The sequence below is a fragment of the Pseudarthrobacter sp. NamB4 genome, from assembly GCF_005796185.1.
GTDB lineage: Bacteria > Actinomycetota > Actinomycetes > Actinomycetales > Micrococcaceae > Arthrobacter.
In genome coordinates, this window is sequence record NZ_VAHM01000005.1 from 93,756 (window position 1) to 111,874 (window position 18,119).

Genomic DNA, 18,119 nt, shown 5'->3' on the forward strand with positions numbered 1-18,119 from the left:
ATTTCGTCTGGGTACTAATCTACCGGCTGGCGGGACGATTCCCGGCGGCGGGTCCGCAGCCGCCCACGGCCGGGCGCGACCGGCCGGAACGCCGCCTTCAATACCCGGCAGGGAAAACAGTTGAGCCACGCCCGGACAGCAAAGCCCCTGGCCCCCCAAGAGGCTGGTCATCGCATCCGGGCGTGGCTCGACGCCGTGATCGCTTAAGTACTGGTGAGGACTGGTGAGACCGCCCACGCCACTCCAGCGCAGCTAGATCGAACCTATGTGATGACGCGCACGTTGACAAGTATTTTCCCTCTTTTCCCGCTGCTGACGAGCAGTTCCTGGAAGAGGGCGCCAGCTAGAAGAGGACGGTGGCGAAGGTCCCCACCTGCCGGAAACCGACCCGTTCATAGGTTGCCCGGGCGCGGGTGTTGAAGCCGTTGACGTAAAGGCTTGTGATGGGGGCGATCTTCTGTGCCTGCTCCACGACGGCGGCCATGTAACCTGCGCTCAAGCCCTGGCCACGGTGGAGCGGGTTCATCCAGACGCCCTGGACCTGCGTGACGTCCGGGGTGACGGCGCCAAGTTCAGCCTTGAACACCACCTCACGGGCTTCATTGATATGCACCAAAGAATGGCCCTGCCGGATCAGGCCCTCCACCCTGCGGCTGTAGAACTCCCGTCCGCCGAGGAAAGGGGAATATCCCACCTCTTCTTCGAACATGGCGGCGCAGGCGGGCAGGATCCGGTCAAAATCTGCCAGGTTACCCAGCGCGAGCCCGGGGTTCGGCTCCACGGACGGTGCCTGTTCAATGGTCATCAACGGCTGGTCCGGGCGCACTTCGTGCGCCCGGTGTCCCAGCTCAACCAGTTCAGCGTGCAGGGCAAGGACTGCGGGTGCCGGTCCGAAGGCGGACGCGTAGCGGCGGCCGGATGCGTTTGCGGCGACAGCCACCACTCCCGCCAAATCAGGATCAAGCTGGACGGGGACCAGGTTGGCGCCGGCCCAGCACGCACCCGCCAGCACGCCGTCCTCGAACACGCCAAGGACGCCGGCGCCGCCGCTGGTGGGTGCGGCGGTGCCGGCAGCGCGCAGGTGCGCAAGCATGAAGACGTTCGTGACCGGATCACGCTGCGCCAGGAGCCTCAGTGCGGCAGTGTCCTCCCCGTCAAGGGTGCGGACGGATATCCCCGGCGGATCGGGGACGTCCTTACGAGACGCTAACCACGGGGCTACCCTTGACAGCATCTTCGCCATCGGCCTCCCCCATCTCTTCGGCGATACGCATGGCCTCTTCGATCAGTGTCTCAACAATCTGGCTCTCGGGAACAGTCTTGATGACTTCACCCTTCACAAAGATCTGGCCCTTGCCGTTGCCGGACGCAACGCCAAGATCGGCTTCACGTGCTTCACCGGGACCGTTGACCACGCAGCCCATGACTGCCACGCGCAGGGGGATCTCCATTCCCTCCAGCCCGGCCGTGACCTGCTCGGCGAGCGTGTACACGTCCACCTGGGCCCGGCCGCAGGAGGGGCATGAGACGATTTCCAGTTTGCGGGGACGCAGGTTGAGGGACTGCAGGATCTGGTTGCCCACCTTGATCTCCTCCACCGGCGGGGCGGAGAGGGAAACGCGGATGGTGTCGCCGATACCCCGCGACAGCAGGGCACCGAAGGCCGTAGCAGACTTGATGGTCCCCTGGAAGGCGGGGCCTGCCTCGGTAACGCCAAGATGGAGGGGCCAGTCGCCCTTCTCGGCCAGCATCTCGTAGGCTGCCACCATGACGACCGGATCGTTGTGCTTGACTGAGATCTTGAAGTCGTGGAATCCGTGCTCCTCAAAGAGCGACGCTTCCCAGACGGCGGACTCCACGAGCGCTTCGGGGGTTGCCTTGCCGTACTTCTTGAGGATGCCCGGCTCCAGGGATCCGGCGTTCACACCGATGCGGATGGAGGTTCCGTGGTCGCGGGCGGCGGCGGCGATCTCCTTGACCTGGTCGTCGAACTTGCGGATGTTGCCGGGGTTCACCCGCACCGCCGCACAGCCTGCTTCGATTGCCGCGAAGACATACTTGGGCTGGAAGTGGATGTCCGCGATCACCGGAATCTGGGACTTCCGGGCGATGATGGGCAGCGCCTCAGCGTCATCGGCGGAGGGGCAGGCTACACGCACGATGTCGCAACCGGAGGCTGTGAGTTCCGCGATTTGCTGCAGGGTTGCGTTGATGTCCGTGGTGGGCGTGGTGGTCATCGACTGCACGCTGATGGGGAAATCTGAGCCGACCCCCACAGAGCCGACTTTGATCTGCCGCGTCTTGCGACGGGGGGCAAGGACGGGTGGCGGTGCTGAGGGCATTCCCAGGCTGACCGAGGTCACGAGGACTCCTTGAGATTGAAAGGGGCGGCTTTAGGCGGCGAGGCCGGCCAGCATGCCGGTTATTGGGGACCATTCGGTGATGCGGGTGCCGGCAATAACACCGGCGGCGGCGAACGGGTCCTGCTTGAGGATTGAGTTGAGGGCAGCCCCGTCGGCAGCCTTGAAGATCAGCAGCGCACCGGCACCGTCACCGTAGGGACCGCTGGCCAGGATGGCGCCGTCCTGGGCAAGGCCTGCGGTCCATTCGCGGTGCGCCGGCCGCACGGCGTTGCGTTCTTCAGCGGATTCGGCGGCATAAACGTACTCAACGGCAAAAACTGTCATACCGCTACCCTATCGCCCTGCCTGCCTTGGCACCCATCCGGCGCAGGAAGCTGGCGGATTGCCGGCGGCTGCGGAATGGGTTGTCAGGACAGGAACATCACCTTGACGACTGCTGCTGTTCCCGCCGCCCACAGCATGGAGGTCAAGGTCCCGATGATGAACCGTTCAGCCGCAACAGGCGTTTCCTTCAGCTCTGCGAACCTGCCCAGGCCTTTGATGGCAACAATGTAGGCGATGGCAACAGGCTGCCCGGTAAGAATTGCCAGGCACACGCCCAGCCGCTCCAGGATCCCAATGATTGCGCCGCCCCGGAGGATCCGCTGGGTGGGCGCCACAGGTTCGGAGCCGGGACTTCCCGACGGCGGCGGTTCGCTTGCCGCGGTCAGCTCGCCGTCGACGCTTTGGCCGGCAGCGGGCCGGGGGTCCACGGTGACGTCCGCCGAGGGGTCCTCTGCTGCCCGCTTCCTCTCTTCTGCGGCCTTCGCAGCGTCAGCCTTGTCGTCGATGGTCCTGGCCAGCCGGAACACCAGCGCGGTCACGGGCCATCCAGCGAACCCGGCAACAAGCAGTGCAGCCGTAATCCAGAGTGCGTTCACCGGTCTCCTTCCATCAGGTGCCGGCAACCTCTGAATGCGTGATTCTTGAATGCGCATGGTCCAGGAGCATTGCGGCTGCGGGCCTCGCCGCCCATTCTTCCTGCCAGCCTGACCTGAGCACGGCACGGCTCACCGATTGCTCGGTTATTCCAAGTTCCCGCGCCACCTGTTTCTGGCTGCCATGCCTGCCCTCGCCGGGGAGGGCCCGCAGCCGGTCCACGACGCGCCACTGCGCCGGGGTGCGCTGCTGCACCACGCGCCCGAGCAGCCGAAGCACAGCCTGGGCATTTGCACTGGCCATGGCGCCTTCCTGGATGTGGGCCTTCGTTTCCTTTCCTCGGACCATAGTGCCGGAGACTACTGACAACGGAACCTGCCCGGCGGCTGCCTTGGCCAGTTCCACGGCTTTGCGCGCAGCCACGAAACCGCTGCCGGACCCTTCACGCGGGCTGCCCCCTTCGGCCAAGTGCACGGCACCGATGCCGATGCCGACATACCAGTAGCCGCTGCGCAGCGCATGGAGGGCGATGTCCACCGCCTCGGCGGCGTGTTCCACCACGCCCTGCAGTTCATCCCCTACTGACCGTTCGAAGTGGGCGGGCGCCAAATGGCGAAGGTCGGCAATCAACCCGGGCACGCGGTCTATGTCGGAGCTGCTGCCCCGCTGGTCAATGGTGAGAACGTACATCCCTCAACCATAGGGAGCGGATCTGCCACGATCAATCACTTTCGGCTGATTTCTGAATATCAGCCGATAGCAGCTGAAAAGGCCGGTACGGGAGGCTGCTACGCTCCGTCAGCCGAAAAGGTTCACCGGTTTCACGATGTCGGCGTAGATAAGGAGCGCACTCATGCCCATCAGCAGCGCGGCCACCACGTAGGTCGCCGGCAGCAGCTTGGCGATGTCGAAGGCTCCGGGATCAGGTTTGCCGAACAGCCTGGCCACCTGACGACGGGCACCCTCGTACAGGGCACCGGCAACGTGTCCGCCGTCCAGGGGCAGCAGCGGGATCAGGTTGAACACCGCCAGGGCAAAATTCAGCCCGGCCAGCAGCCCGATCAGGGCGGCAATGCGGGACTGGACAGGAATTTCTTCCATGGCGGCCACTTCACCGGCCACCCGCCCCACTCCCACCACGCTGATGGGGCCGTTGGGGTCGCGGGGCTCCTCGCTGAACGCGGCCTTGGCCACACCCACTACGCGTGCCGGAAGGTTGAACACCACCCCTGCCACCTGACGGATGTTCTCCCCTGCCATTGGGAGGACCGACGACGCCGGCTGTGCGACCAGTTCAGTCTGCGCACCGATTCCCAGGAAGCCGACGTCCTGGTACCGGAGGTTGCCGGCGTCGTCCGTTTCCTGGCGCCCGTCCACCCCGATGACGGGCCGGGCCGACAGTACCGGGGTCACCGTGGTGGACACCTGGACACCGCCGCGTTCAACGGTGATGGGAACCTCGCGCCCCGCCGACGCCCGGATCCATTCCGTCAGCTGTTCCCAGCTGGTGACGGTCTTTCCGTCGAAGGACGTAACGGTGTCGTTGGGCTTGAGCCCGGCCGCTGCGGCAGGTGTCAGCCTGCAGTCCGCCGAATCCGGATCCACGGTCTCCCCTGCCGCCACCTGGCACTTGGAAACGTCCGAGATGGTGGTGGTGGCGGTGGCAATCCCGAACCCCATGAGCAGGACAGCGGTGAGGAGCACGCCGAGGACCATGTTCATGGCGGGACCGCCGAGCATCACGATGATCTTCTTCCACACCGGAAGCCGGTAGAACACCCGGTTTTCGTCGCCCGGGCCCACTTCCTCATGCGCCATGGACCGCGCCTCGCTCGCCAGGGTCTGGAACATGCCGGTGCTGGATGGACGGACGGAACCGTCGTCCTTGTTGGGCGGGTACATCCCGATCATGGATACGTAGCCGCCCAGCGGGATGGCCTTCACGCCGTACTCGGTTTCGCCCTTTCGCCGGGACCACAGGGTGGGCCCGAAGCCGATCATGTACTTGGTGACGCGGACCTTGAAGAGTTTGGCCGGCACGAGGTGGCCCACTTCATGGAGCGCGATGGAGGCCGCAATGCCGACCGCCACAAAGACGACACCGAGGACAAAGAGGAGAAGGGGGGTCATTGGCGCGCTGCTGCTTCCTAGAGACTGCTGACTGCTAAACGTTCGTGGGTGCGGGCACGTGCCCAGCCTTCAGCATCCAGCACCGACTCCACCGTCAGCCCGGAGGACCCTGAGTGTTCGCTGAGGACGTCCCCGATGGTGTCCACGATGTCGGTGAACCGGATGCGCCCGGCATGGAAGGCGGTCACCGCTTCCTCGTTGGCCGCATTGAAAACGGCGGGGAACGTGCTGCCTTGCCGTGCGGCGTCCTTGGCAAGCCCGACGGCGGGAAAGGCCTGGGTATCCAGCGGCTCAAACGTCCACGTGGCTGCCCGCGTCCAGTCGCAGGGGGCGGCAGCCTTGGCCACCCGGTCTGGCCAGCCGAGCCCCAGGGCGATGGGGAGGCGCATGTCCGGCGGGGAGGCCTGGGCAATGATGGACCCGTCGATGAACTGCACCATGGAGTGCACCACTGACTGCGGATGGACAACGACGTCGATCCGGTCCAGCGGCACGTCGAACAGCAGGTGCGCCTCGATGACCTCCAGCCCCTTGTTGACCAGCGTGGCCGAATTGGTGGTGACCATCACACCCATGTCCCAGGTGGGATGGGCCAGGGCTTCCTGCGGACTCACCCCATGCAGTTCGTCCTTGCTCCTGCCTCGGAAGGGACCACCTGAGGCGGTGAGGATCAGTTTTTCCACTTCCGCCGCCGACCCTGAACGCAGGCATTGGGCGATGGCGGAGTGCTCGGAATCGACGGGCACGATCTGGCCTTCCCGCGCTGCGGCCTTCACCAGGGATCCGCCCACGATGAGGGATTCCTTGTTGGCCAGTGCCAGGGTGGCGCCGGACTTCAGCGCGGCCAGGGTGGGGGCAAGGCCGATGGAACCGGTGATTCCGTTGAGCACCACGTCAGCTTCAATCCCGGCGATCCTCGTGGCGGCGTCCGGTCCGGCGATGATGTCAGGCCGGTATGCGTCCTTCCCTGCTGCAGCGGCTGCCTCGCCAATCAGCGTTGACAGCTTCCCGGTGTCACCGCCTGCAATGCCGACCACAGCGGCCCCGGTGTGAACAGCTTGGCGGGCCAGTAGCTCGAGGTCGCCTCCTCCGGCGCTGAGTGCCACCACTTCGAAAAGGTGCGGGGCGCCGTCGACGACGTCAATCGCCTGGGTGCCGATGGAACCGGTGGATCCGAGGAGGACGATTCTGCGTGGCTGCATTGCTTAAGTATCCCGCACGGTACAGGCCGGAAAATGCCGCGAAGCACGGGGGGACAGCGAGCAGCCTGCTCAGGATTGCCCGAGCCGCGATTCCGGCCGCAGGACAGCAGGAACGACGCCGGACAGAGCCGTTTCTGCCAGCGCCTCCCCCAGTGCCGGCGCCTGCTTGAAGAGGTTGTGGCCGGCGACGGCGCTAATCTTCCCCGCAGACCAGATACCCACGCCGTCGTCTCCCCAGGGCAGCCGGGTCACCCAGCAGTGAACGTAGTCAACCGGTTCAGGATCCAGGCCAGGCAGCGCCTGCCGGACATACGCGGAGGCACGGGCACAAAGCGACTCGAGGGAGGTGGGGTCGACCACGCTCCCGTCCTGGTGCACTTCGGTTGTTTCGCTCAGGCCCACCGCGTAGCGCCGGTTGTCTGCTGAGGGTGCGGCATAAACACCTGTCTCCCCGAAAACCCCGCTGGCGTCCTGGAACGTCGGCAGCGGAGCGTTCACGTCAGCGCGCACGCGGAACGTCACGCGGGCGTGGGCGGCAAGCCCGACCGGGATGTCCAGCCCCGCACCACGTGCCAGCCCTGCCGTGCCGCGCCCCGCACAGAGGACCACGTGGTCGAACCGGTCGACGCGGGTTCCGGTTCGCACCTCCACATCTCCGGCGGCAGTGTGCCGGACGGCCAGCACGTGGTCCGCCACCAGCGCGTCTTTCAGTTTCCCGGCCAGCGCGCTGAAGGCGGCGCGGGTGCGGATGGCACCGCCGTCTGCATCGACCATGGCTTTGCCCCGGAAGTCCGCGAGGATGGGCAACCTGGCGGCGAGTTGGGCCGGGGCAAGCATCTCCGACACCGCAACAGGTGTCATAGGTCCAGCAAAACATGTTTGTGGGCGCAGCGGGGAACCGCTGGTGTGCGGTACGGCTCTCAGGCTGCGGCCAGCTCCAGCAGGCCCTTGCCCAGGGTGGCGACGGCTCCGAGGTAGGCGATGACGGTGACGATGCGGCGCGCAGCCGCCGGTTGAACCCGCCCGGACAGCAGGTCGCCGGCCACGATCCCTGCGATCATCGCCGCGAGGATGGCAAGCCATTGCCAGCTCTCCAACCCCGGAACGTGTCCGCCGGACAGCATATATTTGCTGATCAGCGAGGTGAAGCCGGTGGTGATGAAGTAAGGCTGGAGGGTTGCACTGAAGCTTTTCTGGTCCCAGCGCGACGCTATGGCGTAAGCCGTAATGGCTGGGCCGCCAACACCCGCGGCAGCGTTCATGAGGCCGCTTGAAAAGCCCAGGGAGGCCATGGGAACCGGTCCGCTGGCCCGCCAGGTACTGCGGGTCAGCCGCTGGGAGGCGAGCAGCGCGATGATCAGCAGGAGTCCGATGCAGATCTCCAGCGGTGCTTCCGGCACGTTGCTGGCCAGCCAGGCGCCCGGCAGTACGCCGGCAAGGGCGGCCAGGGCCAGGCCGAAATACTTCTTCCAGGCCACGTGCCGCCAGACTCTGGAAAGGATGAGGAGGGATGACGAGGCGCCGCAGAGGTTTATGATCATCACGCCGTCAAACGGCCCAAGGAGCACCACCAGCACCGGCGAGACGAGCAGTCCGAAGCCGAGTCCTGCAATCCGCTGGGCCAGCGCGCCTGCAACAACGGCCGCGAGCACCAGTACAAACATCCCTCGATCCTAGTGGCAAGCGCGCTGACCGCGAGCGTAACGTGGATTGCGTGGAGTGGCTCTCCTGGTTTGATGCGCCGGAATACGAATTCGCCCGGCAGGTGCTGCAGCGGGGGGTGGCAGCACTGTTCTTTGTTGCGTTCCTGTCCTCGCTGAACCAGTTCCCGGCGCTGCTGGGTGAACGGGGCCTGCTTCCGGTGCCCGAGTACCTTTCGGGGTTCAGCCGCCTGCGCCGCCCCACGCTGTTCCGCTGGCGGTACTCGGACCGGCTCCTGCGGTGGGTTTGCACCGTGGGGCTCCTGGTATCGGCGCTGCTGGTGGCCGGCATTCCGCAGCAGGGACCGCCGTGGGTTCCGCTCATTGCCTTCCTGGTTTTGTGGCTGCTGTACATGTCCATCGTGAACGTGGGCCAGACGTTCTACGGTTTCGGGTGGGAGATGCTCCTCCTCGAAGCCGGATTCACGGTCGCTTTCCTGGGCTCGGACCAGACTGATCCGCCGCGGACCATCCTGATCCTGATCGTGTGGCTGGTGTTCCGGCTCGAATTCGGCGCGGGGATGATCAAGATCCGCGGCGGGCGGGAATGGCGCGACCTCACCGCCCTGTACTACCACCATGAAACCCAGCCGATGCCAGGGCCGCTGAGCCGGCAGGCGCACCTCCTGCCGAAGCCGCTGCACAAGGTTGAGGTGCTCGGAAACCACTTCGCCCAGCTGGTGGTGCCCTTCTTCCTGTTCGCGCCCCAGCCGGTTGCCAGCATCGCGGCAGGCATCGTCATCGTCACGCAGCTGTGGCTGGTTGCCTCCGGGAACTTTGCCTGGCTGAACTGGATCGCCATCGTCCTCGCGTTCGCCGCGGTCAGCGATCCGGTGGCCCATGCCGTGCTGCCCGCGATCCCCCTGGACTGGCACGGAGGGGCCGGCGCCGACCGGGAGACCCCGCTGTGGTGGGTTGGCATAACGCTGGCGGCCACCTTGCTGCTGCTGGTCCTGAGCTATTGGCCCCTGCGCAACCTCTTCTCCAGCCGCCAGCTCATGAATGCAAGCTTCAACCGCTGGCAGCTGGTCAATACCTACGGCGCGTTCGGCACGGTCACCAAGCAGCGGATTGAGATCGTGGTGGAAGGGACCCTCGACGACGACCCGGACGAATCCTCCGAGTGGCGGGAGTATGGCTTCAAGGGCAAGCCGGGCGACGTCCGCAGGATCCCCCGCCAATGGGCGCCCTACCATCTCCGGCTGGACTGGCTGATGTGGTTCCTGCCGCTCAGGACCGTCCACGAGGAGTGGTTTTATGCTTTCCTCGGCAAGCTTCTGGAGGCAGACCGCCCAACGCTGCGGCTCCTCCGCCAAGACCCGTTCGACGGCGTCCCGCCGCGTTGGGTGCGCGTCCGCAGCTACCGCTACCGGTTCGCCAGCCGGAAGGAGTTCCGGGAGACCGGGGACCGGTGGGTGCGGACGCTGCTGTACGAGCCCATCCCGCCGCTCTCCCTTCGGCGGTCCCCGGGCCGCCGGGGTTATTAGTTCATCAACAAGGGCTGCAGTTCATCAACAAGGCCTGCCGCCAGCAGAAGCTAGACGTGCTCCCCTGCCCGGCGGATAACGGCCTCTGCGTGTTTGAGGATGGGCCCGTCGATCATTTTCCCGTTGTACTGGAAGACACCTGAACCGGCAGCAGATGCCGCGCGCAGCAGCGCGGCAGCGGCGGCGACCTCTGCCTCCGACGGTGCATAAGCGCCCCGCACCACGGCTGCCTGGCTTGGGTGGATGCAGGCTTTGGAGCTGAACCCTGAAGCCACGGCATCTGCAGCTTCGGCGGCCAGGCCGGCAAGGTCGGGGATGTTCACGTAGACGGCGTCGATCGCCTCCTTGCCGAAGGCGCGGGCGGCCAGCAGCACAGAGGAGCGGGCATGAAGTGCCACGTCGCGGTAGCCGCCGCCATCCTTCCTGCTGGACGTTCCGCCGAGCGTTGCCAGCAGATCCTCTGCGCCCCACATCAGTGCGACCACGTTGGGGGCTGCAGCGATCGCGGGCGCGTTGAGCACTCCCAGCGCCGTTTCGCACAGGGCCACCACGTGGTAGCCCTCCAGGGCTTCCAGTTGCTCGGCGGTCTCCGCCTTCGCCAGCATGACTGTCCGGTACGGGGTGTGCGCCAGGCAGTGCAGGTCCTTCTCAAACTCCTCGGTCCCTGCCGGATTGATCCTGACGATGGTGCGCGTTGGTTCCAGCTCCGGCACGTCGCCGGTGGCCCCCACCTGGGCGAGGATGGCACCGCGGGCACGCTGCTTGTCCCCGGGCGCCACCGCATCCTCAAGGTCCAGGATGACGGCGTCCGTCCGGGTGGCGGCTTTCTGGTAGCGCTCCGGCCGGTCGGCAGGGCAAAACAGCAGGGCAGGCCCCATCACAAAAGTCATACCGGCATTGTCTCCTGTCCGCTCCCCTGTCCGCCGTTGAATTGTCCGCCGTCAGGTTGTTTTCCGTCGGACTGGCCGTGGCCACGTTGTCCACCATCACGTTGCCTCGAATGCGCCTCGCGCGTCCACATCAGGCAGCTCCGAGTGGCGAGTGCCACTACCGTGCCGTCCTGGTTGCGGCCCGTGTGTGCCATGGTGACGATTCCCTGCCCGGGCCGGGAGCCCGAGAGCCGTTTTCCGCTGATTACCGTCTCCGTGTAAAGGGTATCGCCGTGATAGAGCGGATGCGGGAAAGAGACGTCTGTGAGGCCCAGCTGGGCGATGATGGTGCCCTGCGTCAGCTGGGACACGGACTGGCCCACCATTGTCGCCAGGGTGAACATGGAATTCACGAGCCGTTGGCCGAAGGGCTGGCCTGCGCTCCAGGCAGCATCCAGGTGCAGCGCCTGCGTATTCATGGTGAGCGTGGTGAACAGGACGTTGTCCGCCTCGGTGACGGTGCGGCCGGGACGGTGGGCGTAGGTGACACCCTCCTCCAGCTCCTCGAAGTACAGCCCGCGCTGCTCGATAACTCGTGCCCCGCCGTCGTCCTTGATGCCCGCATCGGTCATACGGTGAGTTCCCGGTCTTCCTCGAACAGCTCCGCCCCGGTGGCGGCCGCCACTTCTTCAAGTGAGACGTTGGGCGCCAGCTCCCGCAGCACCAGCCTGGACCCTGTCTCATCAGCAACAACGTCGATGACGGCGAGGTCGGTAATGATCCGGTCCACGCAGCCCTTCCCGGTCAGCGGCAGGGAACACTGCTGGACGATCTTCGGGTTGCCGTTGCGGTCCACGTGCTCCATCATCACGATCACCTTCTTGGCTCCGAACACCAGGTCCATGGCACCGCCCATGCCCTTGACCATCTTGCCCGGGATCATCCAGTTGGCAAGGTCGCCGTTGGCTGCCACCTCCATGGCACCCAGGACGGCGACGTCCACGTGGCCGCCGCGGATCATGCCGAAGGAGGCAGCCGAGTCGAAGAACGCCGCCCCCTTGTTGACCGTGACGGTCTCCTTGCCGGCGTTGATCAGGTCGGGATCGACGGCGTCCTCCGCCGGGTAAGGTCCGACGCCAAGGATTCCGTTTTCCGAGTGCAGCACCACTTCCACACCGGCGGGGATGTAGTTGGGGATCAGCGTGGGCATGCCGATGCCGAGGTTGACGTACTGGCCGTTGCTGAGCTCCTTTGCCACCCTGGCCGCCAGCTCGTTGCGCGTCCAGCCCCTGACGGCGGCGGGGTCGGTTGAATCACCGGAGCCTGCGTGCTGCTGGCCGGCTGTGCGCCGGTACTCGGGCCGGACGGCTTCGGGGCGGGGGGCTTCAGGGCTGTTCGGGTCCATGCTCATGCTCCTGCCTGCTGGTTGCTGCCTGGTCCTGTTGAGGCTTCTGCGCCGGTTCCCGCAGCGGTGGGCGGCGCACCGGCCGCAAGGGCAACAGTCCGCTTTTCAATCCGCTTCTCCGCGTTGGCAGCCAGCACCACCCGCTGGACGAAAATGCCCGGCGTATGGATGTGCTCCGGGTCCAGCTCCCCCGGCTCCACCAGTTCCTCCACCTCGGCGATGGTGATCCGGCCCGCCATGGCACAGAGCGGGTTGAAGTTCATGGCGGTGGCATGGAAAACCAGGTTGCCGTGCCGGTCTCCCTTCCATGCATGGACCAGGCCGAAATCCGGCGTCAGGGACTCCTCGAGCACATAGTCCACGCCGCCGAAGGAACGCACTTCCTTCGGAACAGAGGCAATGGCGATGGCGCCGTTGGCGTCGTACTTCTGCGGCAGGCCGCCGTCGGATACCTGCGTGCCAACCCCCGCCTTGGTGTAGAACGCGGGGACGCCGGCGCCGCCGGCGCGCAGCTTCTCTGCCAGGGTGCCCTGAGGGGTGAGCACCACCTCGAGTTCGCCGGCGAGGTACTGCCGGGCGAATTCCTTGTTTTCGCCCACGTAGGAGCTGATGGTCCGGCGGATCCGGCCGTCGCGGAGCAGGATGCCCAGGCCCCAGTCGTCCACGCCGCAGTTGTTGCTGACCGTTTCCAGCTCCGACGTTCCTGCCTTGTGCAGCGCGTCAATGAGGGTCACCGGAATTCCACAGAGACCGAACCCGCCCACGGCCAGGGAGGCTCCGTCCGGTATGTCCGCTACGGCTTCCTCAGCGCTGGCAACAACCTTGTCAATCATCAGTGATCCTCTCAGGCCGGCTGCAGTCCTGTTTACTACAGACCCAGTTCGCGGGCGATCAGCATCAGCTGGACCTCCGTGGTGCCCTCCCCCACTTCAAGGATCTTGGAGTCGCGGTAGTGGCGTGCCACGGTGAACTCGTTGATGAAGCCATAGCCGCCGAATACCTGGGTGGCATCCCGCGCGTTGTCCATGGCCGCCTCGCCTGCGACCATCTTAGCGATGGCTGCCTGGGTCTTGAACGGCTTGCCGGCAAGCATGCGGAACGCCGCATCGTAGTAGGCAAGGCGGGCAGTGTGGGCCCGGGCCTCCATCCGCGCGATCTTGAACGAGATGGCCTGGTACTTGCCGATCCGGTGGCCAAAGGCGCTGCGCTCCCTGGCATACCTGACCGAGAGATCCACGCAGCCCTGGGCTGCTCCAGTGGCCAGTGCTGCAATGGCGATCCGCCCCTCATCCAGGATGGAGAGGAAGTTTGCGTAGCCGCGGCCCTCCACCCCCAGCAGGTTCGCTTCCGGGACGCGGACGTCCTTGAGCGTCAGCGGGTGCGTGTCCGACGCGTTCCAGCCCACCTTGTTGTACGGTTTTTCCGCCCTGAAGCCGGGCGTGTCGGTGGGCACCAGGATGGTGGAAATTTCCTTCTGCAGGGTTCCGTCCGCGCGTTCCTTCTGGCCGGTGACTGCCGTGACGGTGACCAGCCGGGTGATGTCCGTTCCGGAGTTGGTAATGAACTCCTTGTTCCCGCTGATCACCCAGTCCCCGCCGTCCCGCCGCGCCGTGGTCTTGGTTCCGCCCGCGTCCGATCCTGCCTCAGGTTCAGTCAGCCCGAAGCCGGCGAGCGCCTGGCCGGACGCCAGCATGGGCAGCCACTCCTGCTTTTGCCCTTCAGTTCCGAAGCGGTAGACCGGCATGGCGCCCAGGGAGACCCCCGCTTCAAGGGTGATGGCAACCGACTGGTCCACCCGGCCCAGCTGCTCCAGTGCCAGGGCCAGGGCGAAGTAGTCCCCGCCCATCCCGCCGAACTCCTCCGGGAAGGGCAGGCCGAAGAGCCCCATCTCCCCCATTTGCTTGACAACCTCGTACGGGAAGCTGTGCTCCTCGTCGTGCTTGGCCGAGACCGGCGCCACCACAGTGTCCGCGAAGTCCCGGACAGTGTCGCTGAGGTCCTGGTATTCCTCGCTGAGTTCAAAACCTGCCATGTCTAGGCTCCTTCGCCATTGTGTGGGTGTGCTTCTGCGGAGTCCGCGGTGCCGGGGGTGGCCGCGGCGGGATGGATGGTGGCCAGCACCTGGTCTGCCTTGACCAGGTCCCCGGGCCTGACGCCCAGGTGAACTGTCCCCTCCAGCGGAGCCAGCAACTGGTGCTCCATCTTCATGGCCTCAACCGACACGAGGAGCTGGCCGACCGCCACGGTGTCGCCGTCGCTGACCGGCACCGACACGACGGTTCCGGGCATGGGTGACCGCACGGCAGGATCGGCTGTGCCCTCCTCCCGCTGGAGGGCCGCGAGGACCCGTTCCAGCCGTGCCTCGCGGGTGAGTATCTCCAGCCGGCAGGACCAGCCGCCGTTTCCGAGGAACAGCCGGGAGGGTGCCCCTGGCACGGGGTTGTCCCAGCCTGGAGTGACCGGTCCGGTGAAGACCGGTGCCAGCTGGTAGGTTTGGCTCCTGCCGTCAACGTGAAGTTCAAGGCTGTGGCTGCTGGACATCTGCAGGGCAGCCCAGCGCTGCGGCCCATCGTTGACGCTCACCAGGACGGTCTCTCCCGCGCCCGGACTTCCGCCCACAGCCACGGTTGCCACTCCGCCGTCGGATGTTCCCACGCTGACCCGGCGGGGTGCGGGGACCCCCAGCCGCCAGCCATCCCGGCGGTGCCATGGTCCGGCCCCTGCGGCAGGCCGGTTCTGTTCCTCCATGGCACAGGCGTAGAGGGCGGCGGCCAACAGCTCGAAGTCGTCCATCTCCCGGAAGGCCAGGCCCGGCAGTTTCCGCTCGATGAGGCCGGTGTCAAGATGCCCGGCAAGGACATCGGAATCATTGATCAGCAGGCGCAGGTACTCCACGTTGGTGTCAACGCCCAGCGTGGTGTAGCCGGCCAGCGCCCGGTCAAGGATCGAGAGTGCCTCCGCGCGGTTGGCACCCCATGCGATGACCTTTGAGATCATCGGATCGTAGCTGGTGGAAATGGCCCAGCCCTCGAGCAGCGATGAGTCCACCCGGACCCGGCCCCCCAGTGCCCTTGTTTCGTTTCCTGCGGGGGCACCGGAGCGCTGCCGTAGGCCCGGCAGTTCGTCCAGCAGGAGCACCGTTCCGGCGGACGGCAGGAAGTTCTTTTCGGGGACTTCCGCGTACACGCGCGCTTCTACGGCGTGGCCGTTAAGTCCGACGTCGGCCTGCTGCACCGTTAGTTCCTCGCCGGCGGCGATCCGAACCTGCCATTCGACAAGGTCGACGCCGGTGACCATTTCGGTAAGGGGATGCTCCACCTGCAGCCGGGTGTTCATCTCCATAAAGTAGAACTGGTCCGGAGCGTCATCGGAAACCAGGAACTCCACGGTTCCCGCGCCGCTGTAGTTCACGCTGCGGGCTGCATTGCAGGCGGCTTCGCCAATGCGGGCACGGATGGCATCGCCGTCCGGAAGTCCTTCCAGCAGGGGCGAGGGTGCCTCCTCAATGACTTTTTGGTGCCGCCGTTGCAGGGAGCACTCGCGCTCCCCCAGGTGGATGACGTTGCCGTGGTTGTCCGCAAGGACCTGCACCTCGATGTGCCGCGGCGTGGAGACGAGACGCTCCAGGAACAGGGTGTCGTCGCCAAACGCGCCCGCCGCCACCCGACGCGCCGTTTCCAGCGCCGCCTGGAGATCCTCAGGGCGCTCCACCACGTGCATGCCCTTACCGCCGCCACCGGCGGACGGTTTGATCAGCAGCGGAAATCCCACCTCCACTGCGGCCTGGGCCAACTGCTCATCCGCCATGCCGGGCTCGGCAACACCGGGCACCACGGGTACCCCGTATTTCACCACGTGGTTCTTGGACCGGATCTTGTCGCCCATCACATTCAGTGCCTCGACTCCGGGGCCGATGAACACAATCCCGGCTTCCTGCAGGGCCCGGGCGAATTCCGCATTTTCGCTGAGGAAGCCGTAGCCCGGGTGCACCGCCTCCGCCCCGGTGCTGCGGCAGGCCTCCACGATGGCCTGGATTTTCAGGTAGCTTTCCGTTGCGGCAGCCGGGCCGATCCTGACAGCTACGTCTGCTTCCCGCACGTGCCGGGCGTCGGCGTCGGCATCGCTGTAAACGGCCACCGACCTGATGCCCAGTGAGCGGAGGGTACGGATGACGCGGCAGGCGATCTCACCGCGGTTGGCCACCAGGACGGTGCTGAACAGTGACGCAGCGCCGGTGGACGTGTCAGTGCAGGTGCCGGTGGCGGCAGGGCCTGCAGGGGCCGTGCCGGTGCCCGTCGTGCTGGTCAAGGAAGGTGTGGTCATCGCCGGCTCACATCCTGAAAAGGCCGAAGGAGGTCTCCGGCAGCGCGGTGCGGGACACGACGTCCAGCGCGAGGCCGAGGACAGTGCGGGTGTCCGCGGGATCAATAACGCCGTCATCCCACAACCTTGCGGTGGAGTAGTAGGGGCTGCCCTGGTCCTCATACTGCCGGCGGATGGGCGCCTTGAACGCTTCCTCGTCCTCGGCGGACCATTCCTGGCCGGCAGCTTCATACTGTTCCCGTTTTACCGTGGCCAGGACGCTGGAGGCCTGGTTGCCGCCCATCACCGAGATCCGGGCTGCGGGCCACATCCAGAGGAACCGCGGCGAGTAGGCGCGCCCGCACATGGAGTAGTTGCCCGCGCCGAAGGACCCGCCGATCACTACTGTCAGCTTGGGCACCCGGGCGGTGGCCACGGCGGTTACCATCTTGGCCCCGTTCTTGGCGATGCCGCCCTGCTCCGAGTCCCTGCCCACCATGAACCCGGAGATGTTCTGCAGGAAGACCAGCGGGATCCCGCGCTGGTCGCACAGCTCGATGAAGTGCGCGCCTTTGAGGGAGGACTCGCTGAACAGGACGCCGTTGTTGGCCACGATGCCAACTGGGTGCCCGTGCAGCGTCGCGAAGCCGGTCACCAAAGTGGTGCCGTACTCCTTCTTGAATTCGTGGAAGCGGCTGCCGTCCACCAGCCGGGCGATCACTTCATGCACGTCGTAGGGGGCGTTCACGTCTGTGGGCACGGCCCCATACAGCTCGGCAGGATCGGCGGAAGGTTCGACGGCGGGCTGCACCTCCCAGGCGGGCGGTGCCGGCGGCGGCAGCGTGGCCACAATGTCCCGGATGATCTGGAGTGCGTGGTCGTCATTTTCAGCGAGGTGGTCGGTGACGCCGGAGATCCTCGAATGCACCTCGCCGCCGCCGAGCTCCTCGGGAGTCACGATCTCGCCGATCGCGGCTTTCACCAGCGGCGGCCCGCCCAGGAAGATGGTGCCCTGGTTGCGGACGATGACGGTTTCATCGCTCATGGCAGGGACGTAGGCGCCGCCAGCAGTGCAGGAGCCCATCACCGAGGCGATCTGTGGAATCTTGGCCGCGGAGAGCCGGGCCTGGTTGTAGAAGATCCGACCGAAGTGGTCCCGGTCCGGAAAGACCTCGTCCTGTTTGGGCAGGAATGCGCCGCCCGAGTCCACCAGGTAAATGCAGGGGAGCCGGTTTTCGAGGGCGATCTCCTGGGCCCGCAGGTGCTTCTTCACCGTCAGGGGATAGTAGGTTCCGCCCTTAACCGTGGCGTCGTTGGAGATCACCAGCACGTGGCGGCCGTGGACCAGGCCGATACCGGCAATGACGCCGGCGCCGGGGGCCTCGTTGTTGTACATCCCGTTGGCGGCCAGCGGGGCAATTTCCAGAAACGGGCTGCCGTCGTCGAGCAACTGGTCGACGCGCTCGCGGGGCAGGAGCTTTCCCCGCGCCACATGCCGCTGCCTCGATTTTTCAGGACCGCCCAGGGCAGCATCCGCCAGCCTTTTCCGCAGTTCCTCCGTCAGCAGCAGCTGTGCTTCGCGGTTGGCCGCGAAAGCCCTGCCGGCGGGGTCGATCCGGCTGACAAGGGTCTCCATTGACGCGTCCTGTTCCTGTTCAACCTGGCCGGCGGGAGCCGACTCGGTTAGCGCTGAATAACTGAAATTCAGGTTAGTCCCGATTAACTGTGATGTCCAACACAGCA

At 65.9% G+C, this 18,119-nt stretch carries 17 protein-coding genes; 1 reads left to right on the forward strand and 16 read right to left on the reverse strand.

The genetic code is table 11. The annotated features are described in order from the left end of the window. Positions 1 to 343: 343 nt before the first annotated feature. The 9 genes from FDW81_RS06285 to FDW81_RS06325 form a co-directional block, all read right to left on the reverse strand. Positions 344 to 1,234, reverse strand: coding sequence for a DUF4081 domain-containing GNAT family N-acetyltransferase (locus FDW81_RS06285; protein ID WP_138133485.1), 891 nt, complete (start codon positions 1,232 to 1,234; stop codon positions 344 to 346). Next, positions 1,197 to 2,363: a flavodoxin-dependent (E)-4-hydroxy-3-methylbut-2-enyl-diphosphate synthase gene (ispG, locus tag FDW81_RS06290; RefSeq protein ID WP_138133288.1), complete on the reverse strand. Its 1,167-nt coding sequence runs from the start codon at positions 2,361 to 2,363 to the stop codon at positions 1,197 to 1,199. The genes FDW81_RS06285 and ispG overlap by 38 nt, the downstream gene beginning before the upstream one ends. 30 nt (positions 2,364 to 2,393) lie before the next feature. Further along, the gene (locus tag FDW81_RS06295) at positions 2,394 to 2,687 is read right to left on the reverse strand and encodes a YciI family protein (RefSeq protein ID WP_138133289.1); all 294 of its coding nucleotides are present in this window, start codon (positions 2,685 to 2,687) and stop codon (positions 2,394 to 2,396) included. Positions 2,688 to 2,770: 83 nt separating this feature from the next. Continuing rightward, positions 2,771 to 3,283, reverse strand: a complete 513-nt coding sequence (locus FDW81_RS06300) for a hypothetical protein (protein ID WP_138133290.1) — start codon at positions 3,281 to 3,283, stop codon at positions 2,771 to 2,773. 13 nt (positions 3,284 to 3,296) lie between these two features. Then, positions 3,297 to 3,971, reverse strand: coding sequence for a MarR family transcriptional regulator (locus FDW81_RS06305; RefSeq protein WP_138133291.1), 675 nt, complete (start codon positions 3,969 to 3,971; stop codon positions 3,297 to 3,299). A gap of 108 nt (positions 3,972 to 4,079) precedes the next feature. Then, a complete protein-coding gene (locus tag FDW81_RS06310; protein WP_138133292.1) occupies positions 4,080 to 5,411 on the reverse strand; it encodes an RIP metalloprotease in 1,332 nt (443 codons plus the stop codon). Positions 5,412 to 5,428: 17 nt separating this feature from the next. After that, a complete protein-coding gene (gene dxr / locus FDW81_RS06315; protein WP_138133293.1) occupies positions 5,429 to 6,613 on the reverse strand; it encodes a 1-deoxy-D-xylulose-5-phosphate reductoisomerase in 1,185 nt (394 codons plus the stop codon). Between the two features lie 69 nt (positions 6,614 to 6,682). Continuing rightward, positions 6,683 to 7,474 carry an FAD-binding oxidoreductase gene (locus FDW81_RS06320; RefSeq protein ID WP_240720002.1) on the reverse strand — a complete coding sequence of 264 codons (792 nt, stop codon included), beginning with the start codon at positions 7,472 to 7,474 and terminating at the stop codon, positions 6,683 to 6,685. 59 nt (positions 7,475 to 7,533) lie between these two features. Next, positions 7,534 to 8,277, reverse strand: a complete 744-nt coding sequence (locus FDW81_RS06325; protein ID WP_138133294.1) for a TSUP family transporter — start codon at positions 8,275 to 8,277, stop codon at positions 7,534 to 7,536. Positions 8,278 to 8,327: 50 nt separating this feature from the next. Here FDW81_RS06325 and FDW81_RS06330 point away from each other — a divergent pair, with 50 nt between their 5' ends. Continuing rightward, positions 8,328 to 9,800, forward strand: a complete 1,473-nt coding sequence (locus FDW81_RS06330; RefSeq protein ID WP_138133295.1) for a lipase maturation factor family protein — start codon at positions 8,328 to 8,330, stop codon at positions 9,798 to 9,800. Positions 9,801 to 9,850: 50 nt separating this feature from the next. Here FDW81_RS06330 and FDW81_RS06335 read toward each other — a convergent pair whose 3' ends face one another. Genes FDW81_RS06335 through FDW81_RS06365 form a run of 7 tightly spaced genes read right to left on the reverse strand, consistent with a single transcriptional unit; the run spans position 9,851 to position 18,012 of the window. After that, positions 9,851 to 10,690 carry a CoA ester lyase gene (locus tag FDW81_RS06335; RefSeq protein WP_138133296.1) on the reverse strand — a complete coding sequence of 280 codons (840 nt, stop codon included), beginning with the start codon at positions 10,688 to 10,690 and terminating at the stop codon, positions 9,851 to 9,853. Continuing rightward, positions 10,687 to 11,301, reverse strand: coding sequence for a MaoC family dehydratase (locus FDW81_RS06340; protein WP_240720004.1), 615 nt, complete (start codon positions 11,299 to 11,301; stop codon positions 10,687 to 10,689). The genes FDW81_RS06335 and FDW81_RS06340 overlap by 4 nt, the downstream gene beginning before the upstream one ends. Continuing rightward, the gene (locus FDW81_RS06345) at positions 11,298 to 12,074 is read right to left on the reverse strand and encodes a CoA transferase subunit B (RefSeq protein WP_138133297.1); all 777 of its coding nucleotides are present in this window, start codon (positions 12,072 to 12,074) and stop codon (positions 11,298 to 11,300) included. Before FDW81_RS06345 ends, FDW81_RS06340 begins: the two co-directional genes overlap by 4 nt. 2 nt (positions 12,075 to 12,076) lie before the next feature. Next, the gene (locus tag FDW81_RS06350) at positions 12,077 to 12,907 is read right to left on the reverse strand and encodes a CoA transferase subunit A (protein ID WP_138133298.1); all 831 of its coding nucleotides are present in this window, start codon (positions 12,905 to 12,907) and stop codon (positions 12,077 to 12,079) included. 35 nt (positions 12,908 to 12,942) lie between these two features. Continuing rightward, positions 12,943 to 14,106, reverse strand: coding sequence for an acyl-CoA dehydrogenase family protein (locus FDW81_RS06355; RefSeq protein WP_138133299.1), 1,164 nt, complete (start codon positions 14,104 to 14,106; stop codon positions 12,943 to 12,945). A 2-nt stretch (positions 14,107 to 14,108) separates the two neighbouring features. Then, complete coding sequence (locus tag FDW81_RS06360; RefSeq protein WP_138133300.1) at positions 14,109 to 16,397, reverse strand: biotin carboxylase N-terminal domain-containing protein; 2,289 nt, start codon at positions 16,395 to 16,397, stop codon at positions 14,109 to 14,111. A 7-nt stretch (positions 16,398 to 16,404) separates the two neighbouring features. After that, positions 16,405 to 18,012 (reverse strand): carboxyl transferase domain-containing protein, encoded by a 1,608-nt coding sequence (locus FDW81_RS06365; protein ID WP_138133301.1) that lies wholly within the window; start codon positions 18,010 to 18,012, stop codon positions 16,405 to 16,407. Positions 18,013 to 18,119 lie beyond the last annotated feature (107 nt).